Source organism: Pseudomonas sp. 18-147, assembly GCF_051048045.1.
Classification (GTDB): Bacteria; Pseudomonadota; Gammaproteobacteria; order Pseudomonadales; family Pseudomonadaceae; genus Pseudomonas; species Pseudomonas aeruginosa.
In genome coordinates this window covers 3,789,617-3,807,220 of sequence record NZ_CP182296.1, presented here as the reverse complement: position 1 = coordinate 3,807,220, position 17,604 = coordinate 3,789,617, and the positions used below count along the sequence as shown (strand labels likewise).

The following is a 17,604-nucleotide window of genomic DNA, read 5'->3' as shown; positions in this document are numbered from 1 at the left end:
AGAAGGGCCGCAAGGCCCTTTTTCATGCGTCGCTCCGACATCCCCTGTTACTGCCAGCTAACATTTTTTTCACAATCGATCCGGGAAAATCTGCGCGCTTTTTTCCGTTGCCATGGCTATAAATGGCAGTTTTGTCCTTGAGTGCATCGAATGCTGACCAAACGATTGCGCCAGAGCGGCGTAGTAGTCTCCTGCCTGCTCGGTAGCGTCCTCTTCATCGCCCTGGCCTTCCTCGGCTGGCAGCGTTTCGCCCCGGCAGCCACCGTATCCGGCTGGACCTACCGGGTAGTGCTCGAGGACATTCCCCACGTCAGCGCCCTGGCCCGCGACCCGGACGGCCTGCTCTACGTGAGCCAGGAGTTGCAGGACGGCAAGGGCCTGGTGTTCCGCATCGCCGCCGATGGCAGCCGCGATACGGTGCTCGACGGGCTGTCCAAGCCCGACGGCATGGCCAGCTTCCGCAACGGCATCGCGATCAGCCAGGAGCAGGGCGCCTCGCCGGTGTTCTGGTGGCATGCCCAGCAGGCCCGGCCGCTGTTCGACGGCATCCAGGTGGAGGGCGTCGCCAGCGACGGCCGCTACCTGTACGCCGCCGAGGATCGCGACCTGGACGGGCGGATTCTCCGCTACGACCCGGAGACCGGCGGACTGACGGTACTGCGCGAGGGATTGCAGCGCTCCGAAGGGGTGGCCGCCTGCCCGGACGGAAGCGTCTTCTACACGGAAAAGAAACGTGGCCACGTCATGCGTCTGCATGAGGGGGCCGAGGACGAGGTGGTGCTGAACGGACTGAATGCACCGAGCTTTTTGCTGTGCGACAGCGAAGGCCTGTGGATCACCGAGGACTCGACGCATAACGCGCGAGCCTTGCTGCTGCCGCCCGACGGGCCGCTGCAGGTGATCGCACGGCGCCTGCGTTCCGCACAGTCCCTACTGCCCATCGGGCCCGGCCGCTACCTGCTGGCCGAGCAGGGGCGGGACCGCATTCTCGAAATCGAACGACAGAAGAGCGAATTGTAAACATGGACCAAACGGAAGTCCGAACCACCCAATCGCCCCCACGGCTGTTCCAGCCCACCATCCGCAGCCACCTGGCGTTCACCGCGCTCAGCGCGCTGGTGCTGCTGGTCATGTTCAGCCTGCTGCGCCTGGCCTTGCTGATCTACAACCGCGAACTGATCGGCGCGACCCCGGCGAGCACCTTCCTCGAGGCGTTCGGCAACGGCGTGCGTTTCGACCTGCGGGTCGTCGTCTATGCCGTGGCGCCGCTGGTGCTGTCGTTGTTCGCGGTACGCGCGATGGCCGCTCGCGGCCTGTTCCGTACATGGTTGACGCTGTTCGCCAGCATCACCCTGTTCCTCGGCGTACTCGAACTGGACTTCTACCGCGAGTTCCACCAGCGCCTGAACAGCCTGGTCTTCCAGTACATGTCGGAAGACCCGAAGACCGTCATGAGCATGCTCTGGTACGGCTTCCCGGTGGTCCGCTACCTGCTGGCCTGGGCCTTCGCCACCTGGGTGCTGTACCGGGTGTTCAAGGCCATCGACCTGGCGACCCGCCCGAGCCAGCGCAAGCCGCGCGAAGACAGCGTGATCGCCCGGCCGAGCGCTGCCGCGCCCTGGTACGTGCGCGGCGTGGTGCTGTTCCTCTGCGTGCTGGTCTGCGTCCTCGCCGCCCGCGGCACCCTGCGCCAGGGCCCGCCGCTGCGCTGGGGCGATGCCTTCACCACCGAGTCCATGTTCGCCAACCAGTTGGGCCTGAACGGCACCCTGACCCTGGTCAAGGCGGCCAAGGAGCGCTTCTCCGAAGACCGCGCGAACATCTGGAAGGCCACCCTGGACGACAAGGTCGCCCTGGAGACCACCCGGCAGATGTTGCTGACCCCCAACGACAAGCTGGTGGACGCCGATGAGGCCGCGGTGCGCCGCGAGTTCACCCCGCCGGCGGCGAATACCCTGCCGATCCGCAACGTGGTGGTGGTCCTGCTGGAAAGCTTCGCCGGCCACTATGTCGGCGCCCTGGGCGCGCCGGGCAACATCACGCCGTATTTCGACAAGCTGTCGAAGGAAGGCCTGCTGTTCACCCAGTTCTTCTCCAACGGCACCCATACCCACCAGGGCATGTTCGCCACCATGGCCTGCTTCCCCAACCTGCCGGGCTTCGAATACCTGATGCAAACCCCGGAGGGCGGCCACAAGTTCTCCGGCCTGCCGCAGTTGCTCAGCGCCCGCCAGTACGAGGACGTCTACGTCTACAACGGCGATTTCGCCTGGGACAACCAGTCCGGCTTCTTCAGCAACCAGGGCATGACCACCTTCATCGGCCGCAACGACTATGTCGACCCGGTGTTCTCCGATCCGACCTGGGGCGTCTCCGACCAGGACATGTTCGCCCGTGGCAACGAGGAACTGGACAAGCTGGCGAGCACCGGCAAGCCGTTCTATGCGCTGTTGCAGAGCCTCTCCAACCACGTGCCCTATGCGTTGCCGAAGGACCTGCCGGTGGAGCGCGTGACCGGCTACGGTTCGCTCGACGAGCACCTGACCGCCATGCGCTATTCCGACTGGGCGCTGGGCCAGTTCTTCGAGAAGGCGAAGAAGTCGCCGTACTACAAGGACACCCTTTTCGTGGTGGTCGGCGACCATGGCTTCGGCAGCCCCGAGCAGCTCACCGAGATGGACCTGCACCGCTTCAACGTGCCGCTGCTGCTGATCGCCCCCGGCATCCAGGAGAAGTTCGGTACCCACCTGCCGACCGTCGGTACCCAGGTCGACATCGTGCCGACCATCATGGGCCTGCTCGGCGGCGAGACCGTCCACCAGTGCTGGGGCCGCGACCTGCTGAACCTGCCGGAAGGCGACAAGGGCTTCGGCGTGATCAAGCCGTCGGGCAGCGAGCAGAACGTCGCCATCGTCTCCGGCAACCGCATCCTGGTGCGGCCGAAGGACGGTGACGTGCGCGTCTACGATTACCAGCTGGGCGGCGATGCCAAGGCGGTGATCACCAAGGAAGTGCCGGACCAGGCCGAGCTGCAGAAGAAGCTGGAGTCGTTCATCCAGACCGCGACCAAGAGCCTGCTGGAGAATACCGCGGGCGTGGTACACGGGATCCCGGACAAGGACTGACCCGTAGCAAGCATGTGAAAGGGGCCTTCGGGCCCCTTTTTTTCGGCGCCAGGTCGCAGCGTCTTGCGTCGCCGGTGCCGCGGCGGCCGCCCTGCCCGATAGCGATCAGGGCGTATCCGTCTGCTGGCTTTCCAGCCAGCGCAGGACTTCGGCGGTGGCCTGGATCAGGTCCGCCGGTATGTACTGGTCGACATTGCCGTCGCGCAGCAGCGCCCGTGCCAGCGGAATTCGTTGCAGCACCGGGATTCCTTCTTCCTCGGCGATGCGCCGGACCCGCAGGGCCAGGGCGTCGGTGTGCTTCAGGGTGACCAGCGGCAGGGGCGTTTCGCCGCGTCGATAGCGTATGCCGATGGCGACGTGGGTCGGGTTGGCGACGATCACCGAGGAGCGCCGGACATCCGCGCGCAGGTTGCTCGATTGCAGTTCCTGATGGAATTGCCGGCGCTTGCTCTTGATCTCCGGACTGCCCTCCATCTCCTTGTACTCGCGCTTCACCTCGTCCTTGCTCATGCGCAACTGCTTGTAGTGCTGGTGGCGTTCGAAGGCGTAGTCGGCGACGGCAATCGCCAGGAAGCCGACCGCGCAGACCAGCATCAGTTGCCTGAGCATCAGCCCGCTCACCGGTGCCACGCAGTCCAGCCCGCAGGCGGGAATCCGCAGGAGGCTGGCCAGGTTGCCCTGCAAGGTCAACCAGACCAGCAGGGAGAGCAGGGCGACCTTCAGGGTCGACTTGAGGAACTCCACCAGGCTCCGGATCGAGAAGATCTTCTTCGCGCCCTCCACCGGGTTGATCTTCTTCAGGTCCGGTTTGACGCTGTCGAGGCTGAGCAGGAAACCGTACTGGCCGACATGGCTGAGCACCACCACCAGCGCCGCGACCAGCAGGACCGGCGCCAGCAGGTAGAGGAGCTCCTGGAGAAGGTTCTCCAGGATGGTCTCCAGCGCCTGGCGAAACGGCAGGTCGATGTACTCGGCGGGCAGCAGGAGCAGCTTGCCGAGATGCTCCAGGTAGTAGTCGGAAAAGCCCATCAGCAGCGCCACCAGCGACAGGATCAACGCGCTGGAGACAATTTCCTTGCTCTTCACCACCTGGCCTTGCCGGCGGGCGTCGCGCAGCTTCTTCGCCGTGGGCTGCTCGGTCTTCTCGGCGCTCATGGCGTCTCCAGCACGGGACGCAGCAGGCGCAGCGGGTCGACGGCGAGCAGCAGGGCATCGTAGGCGTGCTCCATGAGGATGCCCAGGTAGAGCACCAGCAGCAGGCTGGCCACCAGGCTCTTGATCGGCATGGCGAGGATGAACACGTTCAGCGACGGGGCGAAGCGGCTGACCAGCGCCAGGCCGAACTCGGCGAGGAACATGGCGATCAGCAGCGGCGCGGCGAACAGCGCGCAGAGCATCAGCATCTGCGAGAATTGCGCGTAGAAGAATGCCACCCATTGGCTGCCGAGCTGCGGGAAGAAACTGCTCACCGGCCAACTGGCATAGCTCCTGAACAGCGAGCCGACCAGCGCGAGGAAGGCGCCGCCGGAGAAGAACAGGGTGATCAGCGTCTGCGTCAGCAACAGCCCGGTGGGGCTGGTCTGGCTGCCCAGGCTGGGGTTGAAGGTCGAGGCGAGTGCCGCGCCACGCTGGTTGTCGATGATGAAGCCGGTCGCTTCCATGGCCCAGAAGGGAATGGTGGCGACGAAGCCGATGAGCAGGCCGAGCAGCACTTCCTTGCCGATCAGCAGGGCGATGTCCAGCGCGCCGAGGGCCGGCGGCAGGCTGCCGGCGACGATCGGGTAGGCGAACAGCGCCAGCGAACAGGCCACGCCGTTGCGCACCAGGCCGCCGCCCAGGGTCTGCTTAGCCAGCACCGGCAGGACCACGAAGCAACTGATGATCCGCGGCAGCAGCAGGCTGTAGGTCAGCAGCAGTTGCTGCAGGTCCTGGACGCTCATCGCACCAGCGGCACCTTCAGCAGGGTCATTTCGGCGAAACGGTACAGCTCGCCGCCCAGCCAGCCGCTGGTGGCGAACAGTACCACCACCACGGCCACCAGCTTGGCGACGAAGCCGAGGGTCTGCTCCTGGATCTGGGTGAGCGCCTGGACCAGCGATACCAGGGTGCCGATCAGGGCCGCGACCAGTACCGGCGGCAGCGACAGGACCAGCACCAGCCACAGGGTCTGGTTGGTGAAGTGGAGGATGTCGGCGCTGCTCATGGTCAGCCTCCGTAGCTGATGACCAGGCCGTGGGTCAGCCGCGCCCAGCCGTCGAGGAGGACGAACAGGAGCAGCTTGAACGGCAGGGAAATGGTCATCGGCGACACCATCATCATGCCCATCGCCAGGAGGATGTTGGAGATGATCAGGTCGATGGCGATGAAGGGCAGGTAGATCAGGAAGCCGATCTCGAAGGCACGGGTCAGTTCGCTGACTGTGAAGGCCGGCAGCAGGATCAGCAGGCTGTCCGGGTCGAGCCGCTCGGCGTATTCGCTGGGCCAGACCTGGCGGGTGCTTTCCATGAAGAAGGTGTGTTCGCGCTCCTGGATCTGCCGCTTGAGGAAGTTCCGGTAGGGCGCCATGCCCTCGTCGAGAAAGCGTTCCACCGATGCCGAGTCGCTCAGGCTGACGTCGTGGTTGCGCAGGTAGTCGCGGGTGGCGAAGCCGACCGGTGCCATCACGTACAGGCTGAGGATGATCGCCAGCCCGTACATCGCCATGTTCGGCGGAATCTGCTGGACGCCCAGGGCGTTGCGCAGCAGCGAGAAGACCACGGTCATCTTGATGAAGGAGGTCGCCATCACCGCGATGAACGGGACCAGCGCGAGCAGGGCCAGGCCGAGGATCAGGCCGAGCTCGTCGGGCAATTGGATCATGCTTCGTCGTGTCCGAACAGGCGGGTTACGCGCACCCCGAGCCGATCCTGGAGCCTGACCAGTTCGCCGATACCGAGGCAGCGCTGGTTGGCGAGGATGCGCACTTCGCCGTCCAGGGCACTGTCGAGATCGAGCAGCGAGCCTGGCTGCAGGGTGGAGAGGGTATGCAGGTCCAGGGTGCGGCGGCCGACCTCGAAGCTGACCGGGATCGGCAGTTGGTCGAGTTCGTGCAGGTCCTCGCCGTCGGCGAGGGAGGGGGTGTCGTGCATGTCGAGCAGTTCCAGTTGCGTGGAGTGGAGTTGGCAGCGCGCCCAGGGGCGTCCTTCGAGAACCCCCAGCAGCGCTGCGTCGGGGCGATGACCGGCAGGCAGCAGCAACAGGTCGCCGGGCTCCAGGGTGCGCAGCTCGCTGGCGTCCAGCGGCAGGCCGGGCCATTGCAGCGACAGGCGCAGCGGTATGGCCAGGCGTTGCGCCGAGGGGCGCGGCGGCAGGCGTGCCAGCAGCGTCGCGGGATCGCCGTCGAGCCAGAGCGCCAGGCGCTGGTCGTCGCGTTCCAGGCTCAAACGCAGGCCCATCGCAGCGCGTGGTTGCGCCGGGCTCAGGCCGTACCAGACCAGGCCGGGAAAGACGTTGCCTTCGCGCTCCAGCAAGGCCAGTTGCAGGGCCGCCGGCAGGCTGGCGAAGGCTGCCTCCTGCAGGTTCGGCGCGAGCCAGTGGGCGAGCGCCGGAGCCTGGCAGAGAAAGCGCAGGGGCAGGCCGTCCCACGCCAGGCTCAGTTCGAGATCGACGTCGGGGGCGGCCTGGGCGATGTCCAGGCGCGCTTGCAAAGCGTTGCCGGCATAGTGGCGACGGCAACGCGCGAGACGTCGCTGGAGATCCAGTTCGGCGCGGCTGGCGAGCGGCAGGTCGAGGTCCGTACCGTTCATTCGGCTTGCCACTCTTCATGCAGGTAGCGACGTTGCCGCGAGCGCTGGCCGCTGTCCTGCTGCTGGTTGAAGGTGAGTTGCACCGGTTGTTCCGGATGCAGCCGTTGCAGGCGTTCGAGCAACTCGCCACGGGCTTGCTGGAGAAACGCCAGGCTGCCGGGGCTGGCACTGATCTCGACCTGCAACTGGCCATGGCCATGCAGGACCTGCACCTCCACGGCGCCGAGCTGGGGCAGTCGCACCTGCAGGCGCGCCGCATGGCTTTCGGCTGCGCTGGCGACCTGGATGCGCCCCTGCACGGCATCGAGCAGGCGCGCGAGATCGGCCAGCGGCAGTGGCCGGCTCCCGCTCGATGCCAGCAGGCGTGCCAGCAGGCGGTCGCCGGGGGTTTGCATGGCAGGCAGTGGCACAGGCGCTTGGTCGTCGGGGGGCAGTGCGGATGGATCGGTTTCTCCGGGTTGCCGACGCTCCTCTCCGCGGCCTTCGCCGCCCGCTGTCGGCGCGGGCGGCGAAGCCTGGACACTGGCCTGCGCCGTGGACGCGACCTCGGCTGCGGTTTTCGCCGGGAAGCCGGGGCCGGGCTGTGGCCGCTCATGCGTCCGACCTGCGATTTGCGGGTGGGAGGACACCGGCACCAGCGGCGGTTCGTCGACCGGAGGCGCCGAAACGCTGGCCGGCTCCCGGGCTTGCGTGGACGCCGCGACGCGCGCGGAGACCGCCGGCGCTTGCCGTGCTACCGATCCGGACGGCGACACTGTTGGCGTTGGCGTTGGCGTTGGCGTTGGCGTTGGCGTTGGCGTTGGCGTTGGCGTTGCGTCCGCGGCAACTGGCACGGGGGCTTGCCGAGTGGTCGGCGGCCGGTCGGCGGCAGGCGCCGCGGGCTGGTCGGCGAGAGGCGTCGAGGTCGGCGCGTCGGCTGTCGCGGCGGGCTCTTCGGCCTCTGTCGTTTCGTCGCCCTTGTCGAACGGTGGCCTGGGCGCCGGCGGTCGGTGCGCGGGCAGGGCCTGTTCGAAGGCGATCTGCTGCGCGCGCAGCGGCGGAAGGGGGGCAGGGGTGTCGGACGACACGAGCGGAGCCGTATCCACGGCGTTCAGCTTGAGCATGGCCAGGTCTCGTGGCGGGTGAATTCTTCCAGTTCGCCTTCCTCGCTGCGTTCGCGCAGCCCCTGGCGCTCGGCGTCGACGTGGCGCTCCAGTTCGGCGAACTTCTCCAGTTGCCGCTGGCGTTCCAGCAGTTCTCGCCGGCACTGCCGCAGGCGCTCGCGCTCCCCTTCGAGGCGCTGCGCGGTCTCGGCGCAGTCCTGTTCCAGGCCGGCTTCCTTTTCCCGCAGCAGTCCTACCTGCTGCTGCCAGGCTTCCAGGCGCCGGCGGTCGAGCATGGCCGCCTGGCAGGCGAGAAACAGCCGTTGCTCTTCGGCCAGTCGCCAGTCGCGGTAGTCCCGTTGCGCCGCCTGGCGCTCGGTGTGTTCCTGCGCCGCGGCGCGAACCCGTAGCAATTGGCGGCCCTGGGCGCGCTCGGCCCGGTCCAGGCGCAGGCGTCGGACGCGCAACAGCAGCGCCAGGCTCATGCGCAGAGGCTCCGCAACTGCGCGCAGGCCTGTGCGTAATCGCTGGTTTCGTGGGTACCCTGGCGCAGCCACTGGCGGATCGCCGCGATCTTCTCGATGGCCTGGTCGGCTTCGCTGTCCTGGCCTTTCTGGTATTCGCCGATCTTCAGCAGCAACTCGACTTCCTCGTACTTCGCCAGCCATTCGCGCAAGCGTCCGGCCGCATGGCGCTGATCGTCGTCGACGATCTGGTTCATGACCCGGCTCACCGAGTGCAGCACGTCGATGGCCGGATAGTGGTTGGCGGCGGCCAGCTTGCGCGACAGCACGATGTGCCCGTCGAGAATCGAGCGGGTCTCGTCGGCCACCGGCTCGCTCATGTCGTCGCCTTCCACCAGCACGGTGTAGAGCGCGGTGATCGAGCCCCGCTCGGATTGCCCGGCACGCTCCATCAAGCGTGGCAGCGCGGCGAACACCGATGGCGGATAGCCGCGGCGGGTGGGCGGTTCACCGGCCGCCAGGCCGATTTCGCGCTGGGCCCTGGCGAAGCGGGTCAGCGAGTCCATCAGCAGCAGGACGCGGCGTCCCTGGTCGCGGAAATACTCGGCGATGCTGGTGGCGACGAAACCGGCCTTGGCGCGCTCCATCGCCGGTCGGTCGGAAGTGGCGACCACCAGCACCGAGCGGCGCAGCCCCTGTTCGCCGAGGTCGCTTTCGATGAACTCGCGGACTTCGCGACCGCGTTCGCCGACCAGGGCGAGTACCGTCACATCCACCTCGGCATTGCGCACCAGGCTGGCCAGCAGGGTGCTCTTGCCGCCGCCGGCGGCAGCGAAGATGCCCATGCGCTGGCCTTCGCCGCAGGTCAGCAGGCCGTCGATGGCGCGCACACCCAGCGATAGCGGCCGCTCTATCAGGCGCCGGCTCATCGGTTGCGGGGCATCCCGGTAGACCGGATACCAGGCCGCCGGCTCGGCCGGCGGGCTGCCGTCGAAGGGGCGGCCGAGGCCGTCGAGCACCTGCCCGAGCAGGTGCTCGCCAACCGCCACGCGATGCATGCCGCCGGTAGGGCTGACTTCGGTGTTGGAGGAAACCCCGAGCATCTCGCCGAGCGGGGTGAGCAGCGCCTGGTGCTGCTGGAAGCCGATGACCTCGGCGAGTAGCGCCAGGCTCTGGTCGGGATTGCGCAACTGGCAGAGTTCGCCGATGCGCACGCCGGGCACCACGGCCTTGAGCAGGGTTCCGGTGACCTGGGTGACCCGCCCGCGGATCTGGATCGGCCGGCAGCCTTCGATGGCGTGGCGCATCCGGACGATGAGAGGAGAGAGAGGCGCGGGCATGGCGGATCGGTTCGGCTGGAGTCGGCGCGCACTATAGAGAAAGCCTCGCGCGACGAATTTCAGTGCCAGCCGGGAGTTTTTAGAAATCGGTTGCCGCCGCGGCTAAAAAAAACCGGCCGATATTGGCATCGGCGGCACCGGGCCGGTTCCTATACTGCGCCGCCTTTGCAGACCAGGAGCCACAGCCACGATGGACATCCTCCAGAGTTCCTCCGCCGCGCCCCTCGCGCCGCGGGAAGCGGCCAACGCCCCCGCGCAGCAGGCCGGCGGCAGCTTCCAGGGCGAGCGCGTCCACTACGTCTCCGTTTCGCAGTCGCTGGCCGATGCCGCGGAAGAGCTGACCTTCGCCTTTTCCGAGCGCGCCGAGAAATCCCTGGCCAAGCGCCGCCTGAGCGACGCCCATGCGCGCCTGAGCGAAGTCCAGGCCATGCTGCAGGAGTACTGGAAGCGCATTCCGGACCTGGAAAGCCAGCAGAAGCTCGAGGCGCTGATCGCCCACCTGGGCAGCGGTCAACTGAGCAGCCTGGCGCAGCTCAGCGCTTACCTGGAGGGCTTCTCCAGCGAGATCAGCCAGCGCTTCCTGGCGCTGTCGCGGGCGCGCGACGTCCTGGCCGGGCGGCCGGAGGCGCGGGCGATGCTGGCGCTGGTCGACCAGGCGTTGCTGCGGATGGCCGACGAGCAGGGCCTGGAGATCGAACTCGGCCTGCGCATCGAGCCGCTGGCCGCCGAGGCTTCCGCCGCCGGTGTCGGCGATATCCAGGCGCTGCGCGATACCTACCGTGACGCGGTACTCGACTACCGGGGCCTGTCGGCGGCCTGGCAGGACATCCAGGCGCGCTTCGCCGCGACGCCGCTGGAGCGGGTCGTGGCCTTCCTGCAGAAAGCCCTGAGCGCCGACCTGGACAGTCAGTCGAGCCGGCTCGATCCGGTGAAGCTGGAGCGGGTCATGAGCGACATGCACAAGCTGCGCGTGCTCGGCGGCCTGGCGGAGCAGGTGGGGGCGCTCTGGCAGGTGCTGGTGACGGGGGAGCGGGGCCATGGCATACGGGCCTTCTGAATTGACCGGCGCAGTCATCGCCTTGCTCGAGAAGCGCTGGGTCGGCGTCGCCGAGGTGCAGGCGTTGCTCGAGCCGTTGCCGCTGGCCGACGTCGCCCGGCAGATCCATTTCTTCCGCGAACTGAAGCGTCTCTACCGCCTGTTGCCGGTCGAAGTGTTCGGCGACGACGAGCAGCGCCAGAATCTTTTGAATGCCTGCCAGATGGCACTCGACCTGGCGATCGAGCGCGAAGAGGAGCAGCAGCATGGACTGGGTTGAGCTGGCCGTCGCGCAGTTCTGCCAGGACCTGCGGGTGAGCGTACCGGCGCCGCTGGCGCGCGTGGTGCAACTGGATTTCGAGGACAGCGGCACCTTGCAGCTGGAACGCCATGGCGAACAGTTGTCGCTCTGGCTGGCCTGTGACCTGGCCTGGCACCAGGCCTATCGCGGCACCCTGCGGGCGTTGCGCCTGTGCCATGCGCGCGCGGCCGGGAGCCTGCCGCTGCGTTGCGCCTGGAGCGGCGAATCGCGCCTGCTGCTGTGCATCACCCTGGAAGCCCGGCAGGTCGGCATCCCGACGCTGCACCAGGCCTTGCAGGCGCTGCACTCGGCGCGCAGCGAAGTGCTCGCCGCATGAGCCGGGTCGGTGCCTGGCACATCGGCATCGAACGACTCGACCTGGCGCATGCCGAGCCGTTCGCGCCGCCCCTGCCGGAGCGCCATCTGCTGGCGCCCGACGGCCGGCCGGTGGAGACCCACGTCGCCAGCCTGTATCCCGCGCAGCAGGCGCAACAGCGCCTGTTCGACTACGCCCGGCCCCAGCTGGAGTTCCACGGCCTGCTGCGCCCCGGCGACTTCCGCCAGGCGCTGCGCGATCTCCGCCTGGCCCTCACGCTGCCCCGCCAGCCAGCCCTGCAGGCTGCGGCCTGCCTGCTCGGCGAGCGCGACGAAGACGAGCGACTGCTGCAAATGGCCCTGAACCTGTTGCACAAGGTATGAATCGATGACGTTGAAACCGACGCAACAGCGCCTGTTGCTGATGCTGGGCTGGCTGCACCTGCAATGCGGCCAGCCGCGACGCGCCCAGGTGTTGCTGGAGGCCTTGCTGAGCGTTGCGCCGGAGCGCCGCGACGGGCGCCGCGCCTTGCTCCTGGCGTTGCTCCAGCAAGGCCTCGGCGAGCCCGCCGTGCGCCTGTGCCGGCAGTTGCAGGAGGATGGCGAGGAGGAGCCCGGTCTGTGGCTTTGCCTGAGCCGTGCCGAACAGCTCGCCGGGCGTCTCGACGCGGCGCGTGCCGCGCACGCCCGGGCGCTGGAGCTGGAGGCGCGGGAATGAACGACCTGAGCGGGCTTCTCGGCCGGGTCGGCGAGCGCAAGGACATCCTGCTGGTGGTGTTGCTGCTGGCGGTGGTGTTCATGATGGTGCTGCCGCTGCCACCGCTGCTGCTGGACATCCTCATCGCCGTCAACATCACCATCTCCGTGGTCCTGCTGATGATGTCGGTGTACATCGGCTCGCCGTTGCAGTTCTCGGTGTTCCCGGCGGTGCTGCTGATCACCACGCTGTTCCGCCTGGCGCTGTCGGTGAGCACCACACGGATGATCCTGCTGCAGGCCGACGCGGGGCAGATCGTCAACACCTTCGGCAGCTTCGTGGTCGGCGGCAACCTGGTGGTGGGCATCATCATCTTCCTGATCATCACCATCGTGCAGTTCCTGGTGATCACCAAGGGTGCCGAGCGGGTCGCCGAGGTCAGCGCGCGCTTTTCCCTGGATGCCATGCCGGGCAAGCAGATGAGCATCGACGGCGACATGCGTGCTGGCGTGATCGATGTCAACGAGGCGCGGGCGCGGCGCGCGGTGATCGAAAAGGAAAGCCAGATGTTCGGCTCCATGGACGGCGCGATGAAGTTCGTCAAGGGCGACGCCATCGCCGGGCTGATCATCATCGTCGTCAACATCCTCGGCGGCATCGCCATCGGCGTCACGCAGAAGGGCCTGAGCACCGCCGACGCGCTGCAACTGTACGCGGTGCTGACCGTCGGCGATGGCATGGTCTCGCAGGTGCCGGCGTTGCTGATCGCCATCACCGCCGGGATCATCGTCACCCGGGTGTCTTCCGACGAATCGGCGGACCTCGGCAGCGACATCGGCGAACAGGTGGTGGCGCAGCCCAAGGCGCTGCTGATCGGCGGCCTGTTGCTGGTGCTGTTCGGCCTGATTCCCGGTTTCCCGACCCTGACCTTCCTGGCTCTCGCGCTGCTGGTCGGCGGCGGCGGCTACTTCATGCTCTGGCGCCAGCGGGCCCAGGCCAGCGCCGGTTCCCGCGACCTGCCGGCGCTGCTCGCGCAGGGCGCCGGAGCGCCATCGGCCAAGGCGCGTGGCAAGGCTGGCGGCGGCAAGCCGAAGGCCGGGCGTCTCGCCGAGCAGGAAGAATTCGCCCTCACCGTGCCGTTGCTGATCGACGTCGATGCCAGCCTCCAGGAACGTCTCGAGGCGATGTCGCTGAACGAGGAGCTGGTGCGGGTACGACGCGCGCTGTACCTGGATTTCGGCGTGCCGTTCCCGGGTATCCACTTGCGCTTCAACGAAGCGATGGGCGATGGCGAATACCTGGTGCAGCTACAGGAGGTCCCGGTCGCGCGCGGATGCCTGCGGCCGGGCTGGTTGCTGGTGCGCGAACGCGCCGCGCAGCTGGAACTGCTCGCGGTCCCCCACGAGCCGGCAGAGCTGCAGGTGCCGGGAGAAGAGGCGAGCTGGGTGGAGCAGGCGCATCAGGATCGCCTGGAGCGTTCCGGCTGTGCCTGCCTGGGCCTGGAGCAGGTGCTCACCTGGCACCTGTCCCATGTGCTGCGGGAGTACGCCGAGGATTTCATCGGCATCCAGGAGACGCGCTACCTGCTGGAGCAGATGGAGCAGGGTTACGGCGAGCTGGTGAAGGAGGCGCAGCGGATCGTTCCCCTGCAGCGGATGACCGAGATTCTCCAGCGCCTGGTCGGCGAGGACATCTCGATCCGCAACATGCGGGCGATCCTCGAGGCGATGGTGGAGTGGGGGCAGAAGGAGAAGGACGTGGTGCAGCTCACCGAGTACATCCGCAGCAGCCTCAAGCGCTACATCTGCTACAAGTACTCCAGCGGCAACAATATCCTTCCCGCCTATCTGCTGGACCAGGCGGTGGAGGAGCAGATCCGCGGTGGCATCCGCCAGACCAGCGCCGGCAGCTACCTGGCCCTCGACCCGGCGATAACCCAGGCCTTCCTCGAGCGCGTGCGGCAGACCGTCGGCGATCTCGCGCAGATGCAGAACCGGCCGGTGCTGATCGTTTCCATGGATATCCGCCGCTACGTGCGCAAGTTGGTGGAGAGCGACTATGCCGGGCTGCCGGTGCTGTCCTACCAGGAGCTGACCCAGCAGATCAACATCCAGCCGCTTGGCAGGATCGTGTTGTGAGCGCCGATCCGCTGATTCCCTGGTTTCTCGCCCGCGGCCTGGCGGTGCGTCCGCATTGCCTGCGCGACACCTCGATCGCGCTCGGCTGGCAGGTCCTGGCCTATGGCTGCGAACTGGCCTGGCGCTGCGACGGCGAGCGGGTCTGGATCGTGATGTTGCGTCGGCGGCAGGCGCGCAGCGGATTGGCCAATCCATTCGCCGCGCTGTACCTGCTGGCGGAGGCCACGCTCGATACGCTGGGGCCGCGCCAGCGTCTCTACGGCAAGGTCCTGGCGCTGGCCGGCAGCCCACTGCCTGGCGAGCGCATGGCGCGCTTCTATCGCCGCTGGACCGGCGCCGCCGAGCCCGCCGACGGCTGGTTCGAGCTGGAGGCCGGGCGGGTGGTGACGCAGCGAAGCCTGCGAAAACGACAAAAACCCGACCGTGCCTGACAGGCTCCGGCAACGTCGATCCCTACCATGGGCGACATGAACGAATACACCGAAGACACCCTGCGGGCGACCGTCCAGGCCGCCGAACTGGCGATTCGCGACAGCGAGGAACGCGGCCGCCTGCTGGCGGAAATGTGGCAAGGCCTGGGGCTTGCCGCGGACGCCGGCGAGCTGCTGTTCCAGGCGCCGGAGCGAGAGCTGGCGCGAGCCGCCGAAGAGGAGCTGCTGGCCGAACTGCGGCGCATGCGCAGTTCTCAGCCGACGCAGGGCGAGCAGGGTACCCGGCCGCGGCGTCCGACGCCGATGCGTGGCTTGTTGATCTGAGGAATCACGATGGAAGTCAGAAACTTTAATGCCGCTCGCGAGCTGTTCCTGGACGAACTCCTGGCCGCGCCGGCGGCGCCTGCCAGTGCCGAGCAGGAGGAACTGCTGGCCTTGTTGCGCAGCGAGCGGATCGTGCTGGCCCACGCCGGCCAGCCGCTGAGCGAGGCGCAAGTGCTCAAGGCGCTCGCCTGGTTGCTCGCGGCCAATCCGTCCGCGCCTCCGGGGCAGGGCCTCGAGGTACTCCGCGAAGTCCTGCAGGCACGTCGGCAGCCCGGTGCGCAGTGGGATCTGCGCGAGTTCCTGGTGTCGGCCTATTTCAGCCTGCACGGCCGTCTCGACGAGGATGTCATCGGTGTCTACAAGGATGTCCTGCAGACCCAGGACGGCAAGCGCAAGGCGCTGCTCGACGAGCTCAAGGCGCTGACCGCGGAGTTGAAGGTCTACAGCGTGATCCAGTCGCAGATCAACGCCGCGCTGTCGGCCAAGCAGGGCATCAGGATCGACGCTGGCGGTATCGATCTGGTCGACCCCACGCTCTATGGCTATGCCGTCGGCGATCCCAGGTGGAAGGACAGCCCCGAGTATGCGCTGCTGAGCAATCTGGATACCTTCAGCGGCAAGCTGTCGATCAAGGATTTTCTCAGCGGCTCGCCGAAGCAGAGCGGGGAACTCAAGGGCCTCAAGGATGAGTACCCCTTCGAGAAGGACAACAACCCGGTCGGCAATTTCGCCACCACGGTGAGCGACCGCTCGCGTCCGCTGAACGACAAGGTCAACGAGAAGACCACCCTGCTCAACGACACCAGCTCCCGCTACAACTCGGCGGTCGAGGCGCTCAACCGCTTCATCCAGAAATACGACAGCGTCCTGCGCGACATTCTCAGCGCGATCTAGAGGTATCCATGAACCAGCAAGCGACCCCTTCCGACACCGACCAGCAACAGGCGCTGGAGGCCTTCCTGCGCGACGGCGGCACCCTGGCGATGCTTCGCGGACTCAGCGAGGACACCCTGGAGCAGCTCTATGCGCTGGGCTTCAACCAGTACCAGGCGGGCAAGTGGGACGACGCGCAGAAGATCTTCCAGGCACTGTGCATGCTCGACCACTACGACGCCCGCTACTTTCTCGGCCTGGGCGCCTGCCGCCAGTCCCTCGGTCTCTATGAACAGGCCCTGCAGAGCTACAGCTACGGCGCGCTGATGGACATCAACGAGCCGCGCTTTCCCTTCCATGCCGCCGAGTGCCACCTGCAACTGGGTGATCTCGACGGAGCCGAGAGTGGCTTCTACTCGGCCCGGGCCCTGGCCGCGGCACAGCCGGCGCACGAGGCCCTGGCCGCGCGTGCCGGCGCCATGTTGGAAGCCGTAACCGCGAGAAAGGATCGAGCATATGAATCCGATAACGCTTGAACGCGCCGGACTGCCCTACGGGGTGGCCGACGCCGGGGATATCCCGGCGCTCGGCAGGCCGGTCGCGAGGGATGTCGAGAGTCTGCGGGTGGAGCGCCTGGCGGCGCCGGCCGCGGCTTCCGCGAGCGGCACGGGGGTGGCGCTGACGCCGCCGTCCGCAGCCAGCCAGCAGCGCCTGGAGGTCGCCAATCGTGCGGAGATCGCCAGCCTGGTGCAAGCAGTGGGCGAGGATGCCGGACTGGCGCGGCAGGTTGTGCTGGCCGGCGCTTCGACGCTGTTGTCCACCGGCCTGATGTCGCCGCAGGCGTTCGAGATCGAGCTGGCGAAAATCACCGGCGAAGTCGAGAACCAGCAGAAGAAACTCAAGCTGACCGAAATCGAGCAGGCGCGAAAGCAGAACCTGCAGAAGATGGAGGACAACCAGCAGAAGATCAGGGAATCGGAAGAAGCCGCGAAAGAAGCCCAGAAGTCCGGTCTGGCAGCCAAAATCTTTGGTTGGATCAGTGCAATAGCTTCGATCATCGTCGGCGCAATCATGGTGGCAACCGGCGTCGGCGCGGCCGCGGGTGCACTGATGATCGCGGGCGGTGTCATGGGAGTGGTCTCCCAGTCGGTACAGCAGGCAGCCGCGGACGGATTGATCAGCAAGGAAGTGATGGAAAAGCTCGGCCCGGCACTGATGGGTATCGAGATCGCCGTCGCGCTGCTGGCGGCGGTGGTCAGCTTCGGCGGCTCAGCGGTCGGCGGGCTGGCCAAGCTGGGCGCGAAGATCGGCGGCAAGGCGGCCGAGATGACCGCCAGCCTGGCGAGCAAGGTCGCCGACCTGGGCGGCAAGTTCGGCAGTTTGGCCGGCCAATCGCTGTCGCACTCGCTGAAACTCGGCGTGCAGGTTTCCGACCTGACCCTGGACGTCGCCAACGGCGCGGCCCAGGCCACTCATTCGGGATTCCAGGCGAAGGCCGCGAACCGCCAGGCCGACGTGCAGGAATCGCGTGCCGACCTGACCACCCTGCAGGGCGTGATCGAGCGCCTGAAGGAAGAGCTGAGCCGCATGCTGGAAGCATTCCAGGAAATCATGGAGCGGATCTTCGCCATGCTCCAGGCCAAGGGTGAAACCCTGCACAACCTGTCCAGCCGACCGGCAGCGATCTGAGGAG

General features: G+C 67.2%; 21 protein-coding genes. 13 read left to right on the top strand and 8 right to left on the bottom strand.

What is annotated here, in order from left to right; all coding sequences use genetic code 11:
* Positions 1 to 150 precede the first annotated feature (150 nt).
* The gene (locus ACM0M4_RS18020; protein ID WP_031756912.1) at positions 151 to 1,020 is read left to right on the top strand and encodes a YncE family protein; all 870 of its coding nucleotides are present in this window, start codon (positions 151 to 153) and stop codon (positions 1,018 to 1,020) included.
* 2 nt (positions 1,021 to 1,022) lie between these two features.
* Positions 1,023 to 3,125, top strand: a complete 2,103-nt coding sequence (locus tag ACM0M4_RS18015; protein ID WP_003103200.1) for an LTA synthase family protein — start codon at positions 1,023 to 1,025, stop codon at positions 3,123 to 3,125.
* A gap of 105 nt (positions 3,126 to 3,230) precedes the next feature.
* Here the strand turns inward: ACM0M4_RS18015 and pscU are convergent, their stop codons facing one another.
* From pscU to pscN, 8 genes are read right to left on the bottom strand one after another with little or no spacing between them, the layout of a single operon-like run.
* Entirely contained in the window at positions 3,231 to 4,280 is a 1,050-nt protein-coding gene (pscU, locus tag ACM0M4_RS18010; protein ID WP_003103203.1) for a SctU family type III secretion system export apparatus subunit PscU, read from the bottom strand.
* Positions 4,277 to 5,065 carry a SctT family type III secretion system export apparatus subunit PscT gene (pscT, locus tag ACM0M4_RS18005; protein WP_003114621.1) on the bottom strand — a complete coding sequence of 263 codons (789 nt, stop codon included), beginning with the start codon at positions 5,063 to 5,065 and terminating at the stop codon, positions 4,277 to 4,279. Before pscT ends, pscU begins: the two co-directional genes overlap by 4 nt.
* Entirely contained in the window at positions 5,062 to 5,328 is a 267-nt protein-coding gene (pscS, locus tag ACM0M4_RS18000; RefSeq protein ID WP_003087672.1) for a SctS family type III secretion system export apparatus subunit PscS, read from the bottom strand. The genes pscT and pscS overlap by 4 nt, the downstream gene beginning before the upstream one ends.
* Before the next feature lie 2 nt (positions 5,329 to 5,330).
* Entirely contained in the window at positions 5,331 to 5,984 is a 654-nt protein-coding gene (pscR, locus tag ACM0M4_RS17995; protein ID WP_003087674.1) for a SctR family type III secretion system export apparatus subunit PscR, read from the bottom strand.
* Positions 5,981 to 6,910, bottom strand: a complete 930-nt coding sequence (gene pscQ, locus ACM0M4_RS17990) for a SctQ family type III secretion system cytoplasmic ring protein PscQ (protein WP_003120343.1) — start codon at positions 6,908 to 6,910, stop codon at positions 5,981 to 5,983. The genes pscR and pscQ overlap by 4 nt, the downstream gene beginning before the upstream one ends.
* The gene (gene pscP / locus ACM0M4_RS17985; RefSeq protein WP_077446889.1) at positions 6,907 to 8,013 is read right to left on the bottom strand and encodes a type III secretion system needle length determinant PscP; all 1,107 of its coding nucleotides are present in this window, start codon (positions 8,011 to 8,013) and stop codon (positions 6,907 to 6,909) included. The genes pscQ and pscP overlap by 4 nt, the downstream gene beginning before the upstream one ends.
* Positions 8,001 to 8,477 (bottom strand): type III secretion system central stalk protein PscO, encoded by a 477-nt coding sequence (gene pscO, locus ACM0M4_RS17980; protein ID WP_003109497.1) that lies wholly within the window; start codon positions 8,475 to 8,477, stop codon positions 8,001 to 8,003. Before pscO ends, pscP begins: the two co-directional genes overlap by 13 nt.
* Entirely contained in the window at positions 8,474 to 9,796 is a 1,323-nt protein-coding gene (gene pscN / locus ACM0M4_RS17975) for a SctN family type III secretion system ATPase PscN (RefSeq protein WP_003120341.1), read from the bottom strand. The genes pscO and pscN overlap by 4 nt, the downstream gene beginning before the upstream one ends.
* Before the next feature lie 190 nt (positions 9,797 to 9,986).
* Here pscN and popN point away from each other — a divergent pair, with 190 nt between their 5' ends.
* The 11 genes from popN to popB are packed head-to-tail and all read left to right on the top strand — an operon-like array spanning position 9,987 to position 17,600.
* Positions 9,987 to 10,853, top strand: coding sequence for a SctW family type III secretion system gatekeeper subunit PopN (gene popN / locus ACM0M4_RS17970; RefSeq protein WP_003087692.1), 867 nt, complete (start codon positions 9,987 to 9,989; stop codon positions 10,851 to 10,853).
* Positions 10,834 to 11,112, top strand: a complete 279-nt coding sequence (pcr1, locus tag ACM0M4_RS17965; protein WP_003087693.1) for an Acr1 family type III secretion system gatekeeper subunit Pcr1 — start codon at positions 10,834 to 10,836, stop codon at positions 11,110 to 11,112. The genes popN and pcr1 overlap by 20 nt, the downstream gene beginning before the upstream one ends.
* A complete protein-coding gene (gene sycN / locus ACM0M4_RS17960; RefSeq protein ID WP_023090639.1) occupies positions 11,099 to 11,470 on the top strand; it encodes a type III secretion chaperone SycN in 372 nt (123 codons plus the stop codon). The genes pcr1 and sycN overlap by 14 nt, the downstream gene beginning before the upstream one ends.
* Complete coding sequence (pscX, locus tag ACM0M4_RS17955; RefSeq protein ID WP_003100794.1) at positions 11,467 to 11,832, top strand: type III secretion system protein PscX; 366 nt, start codon at positions 11,467 to 11,469, stop codon at positions 11,830 to 11,832. Before sycN ends, pscX begins: the two co-directional genes overlap by 4 nt.
* A gap of 4 nt (positions 11,833 to 11,836) precedes the next feature.
* Entirely contained in the window at positions 11,837 to 12,166 is a 330-nt protein-coding gene (gene pscY / locus ACM0M4_RS17950) for a type III secretion system chaperone PscY (RefSeq protein WP_003087695.1), read from the top strand.
* Positions 12,163 to 14,283, top strand: coding sequence for a SctV family type III secretion system export apparatus subunit PcrD (pcrD, locus tag ACM0M4_RS17945; protein ID WP_003100792.1), 2,121 nt, complete (start codon positions 12,163 to 12,165; stop codon positions 14,281 to 14,283). The genes pscY and pcrD overlap by 4 nt, the downstream gene beginning before the upstream one ends.
* The gene (gene pcrR, locus ACM0M4_RS17940) at positions 14,280 to 14,714 is read left to right on the top strand and encodes an LcrR family type III secretion system chaperone PcrR (RefSeq protein ID WP_023114221.1); all 435 of its coding nucleotides are present in this window, start codon (positions 14,280 to 14,282) and stop codon (positions 14,712 to 14,714) included. Before pcrD ends, pcrR begins: the two co-directional genes overlap by 4 nt.
* Before the next feature lie 27 nt (positions 14,715 to 14,741).
* Positions 14,742 to 15,038, top strand: coding sequence for an LcrG family type III secretion system chaperone PcrG (gene pcrG / locus ACM0M4_RS17935; protein ID WP_003100790.1), 297 nt, complete (start codon positions 14,742 to 14,744; stop codon positions 15,036 to 15,038).
* A gap of 9 nt (positions 15,039 to 15,047) precedes the next feature.
* Positions 15,048 to 15,932, top strand: coding sequence for a type III secretion system needle tip protein PcrV (gene pcrV / locus ACM0M4_RS17930; protein WP_003109502.1), 885 nt, complete (start codon positions 15,048 to 15,050; stop codon positions 15,930 to 15,932).
* A gap of 8 nt (positions 15,933 to 15,940) precedes the next feature.
* Positions 15,941 to 16,447 carry a SycD/LcrH family type III secretion system chaperone PcrH gene (gene pcrH / locus ACM0M4_RS17925; RefSeq protein ID WP_003100779.1) on the top strand — a complete coding sequence of 169 codons (507 nt, stop codon included), beginning with the start codon at positions 15,941 to 15,943 and terminating at the stop codon, positions 16,445 to 16,447.
* Positions 16,428 to 17,600 carry a type III secretion system translocon subunit PopB gene (gene popB, locus ACM0M4_RS17920; RefSeq protein WP_023910221.1) on the top strand — a complete coding sequence of 391 codons (1,173 nt, stop codon included), beginning with the start codon at positions 16,428 to 16,430 and terminating at the stop codon, positions 17,598 to 17,600. Before pcrH ends, popB begins: the two co-directional genes overlap by 20 nt.
* The last annotated feature ends 4 nt before the right edge of the window (positions 17,601 to 17,604 follow it).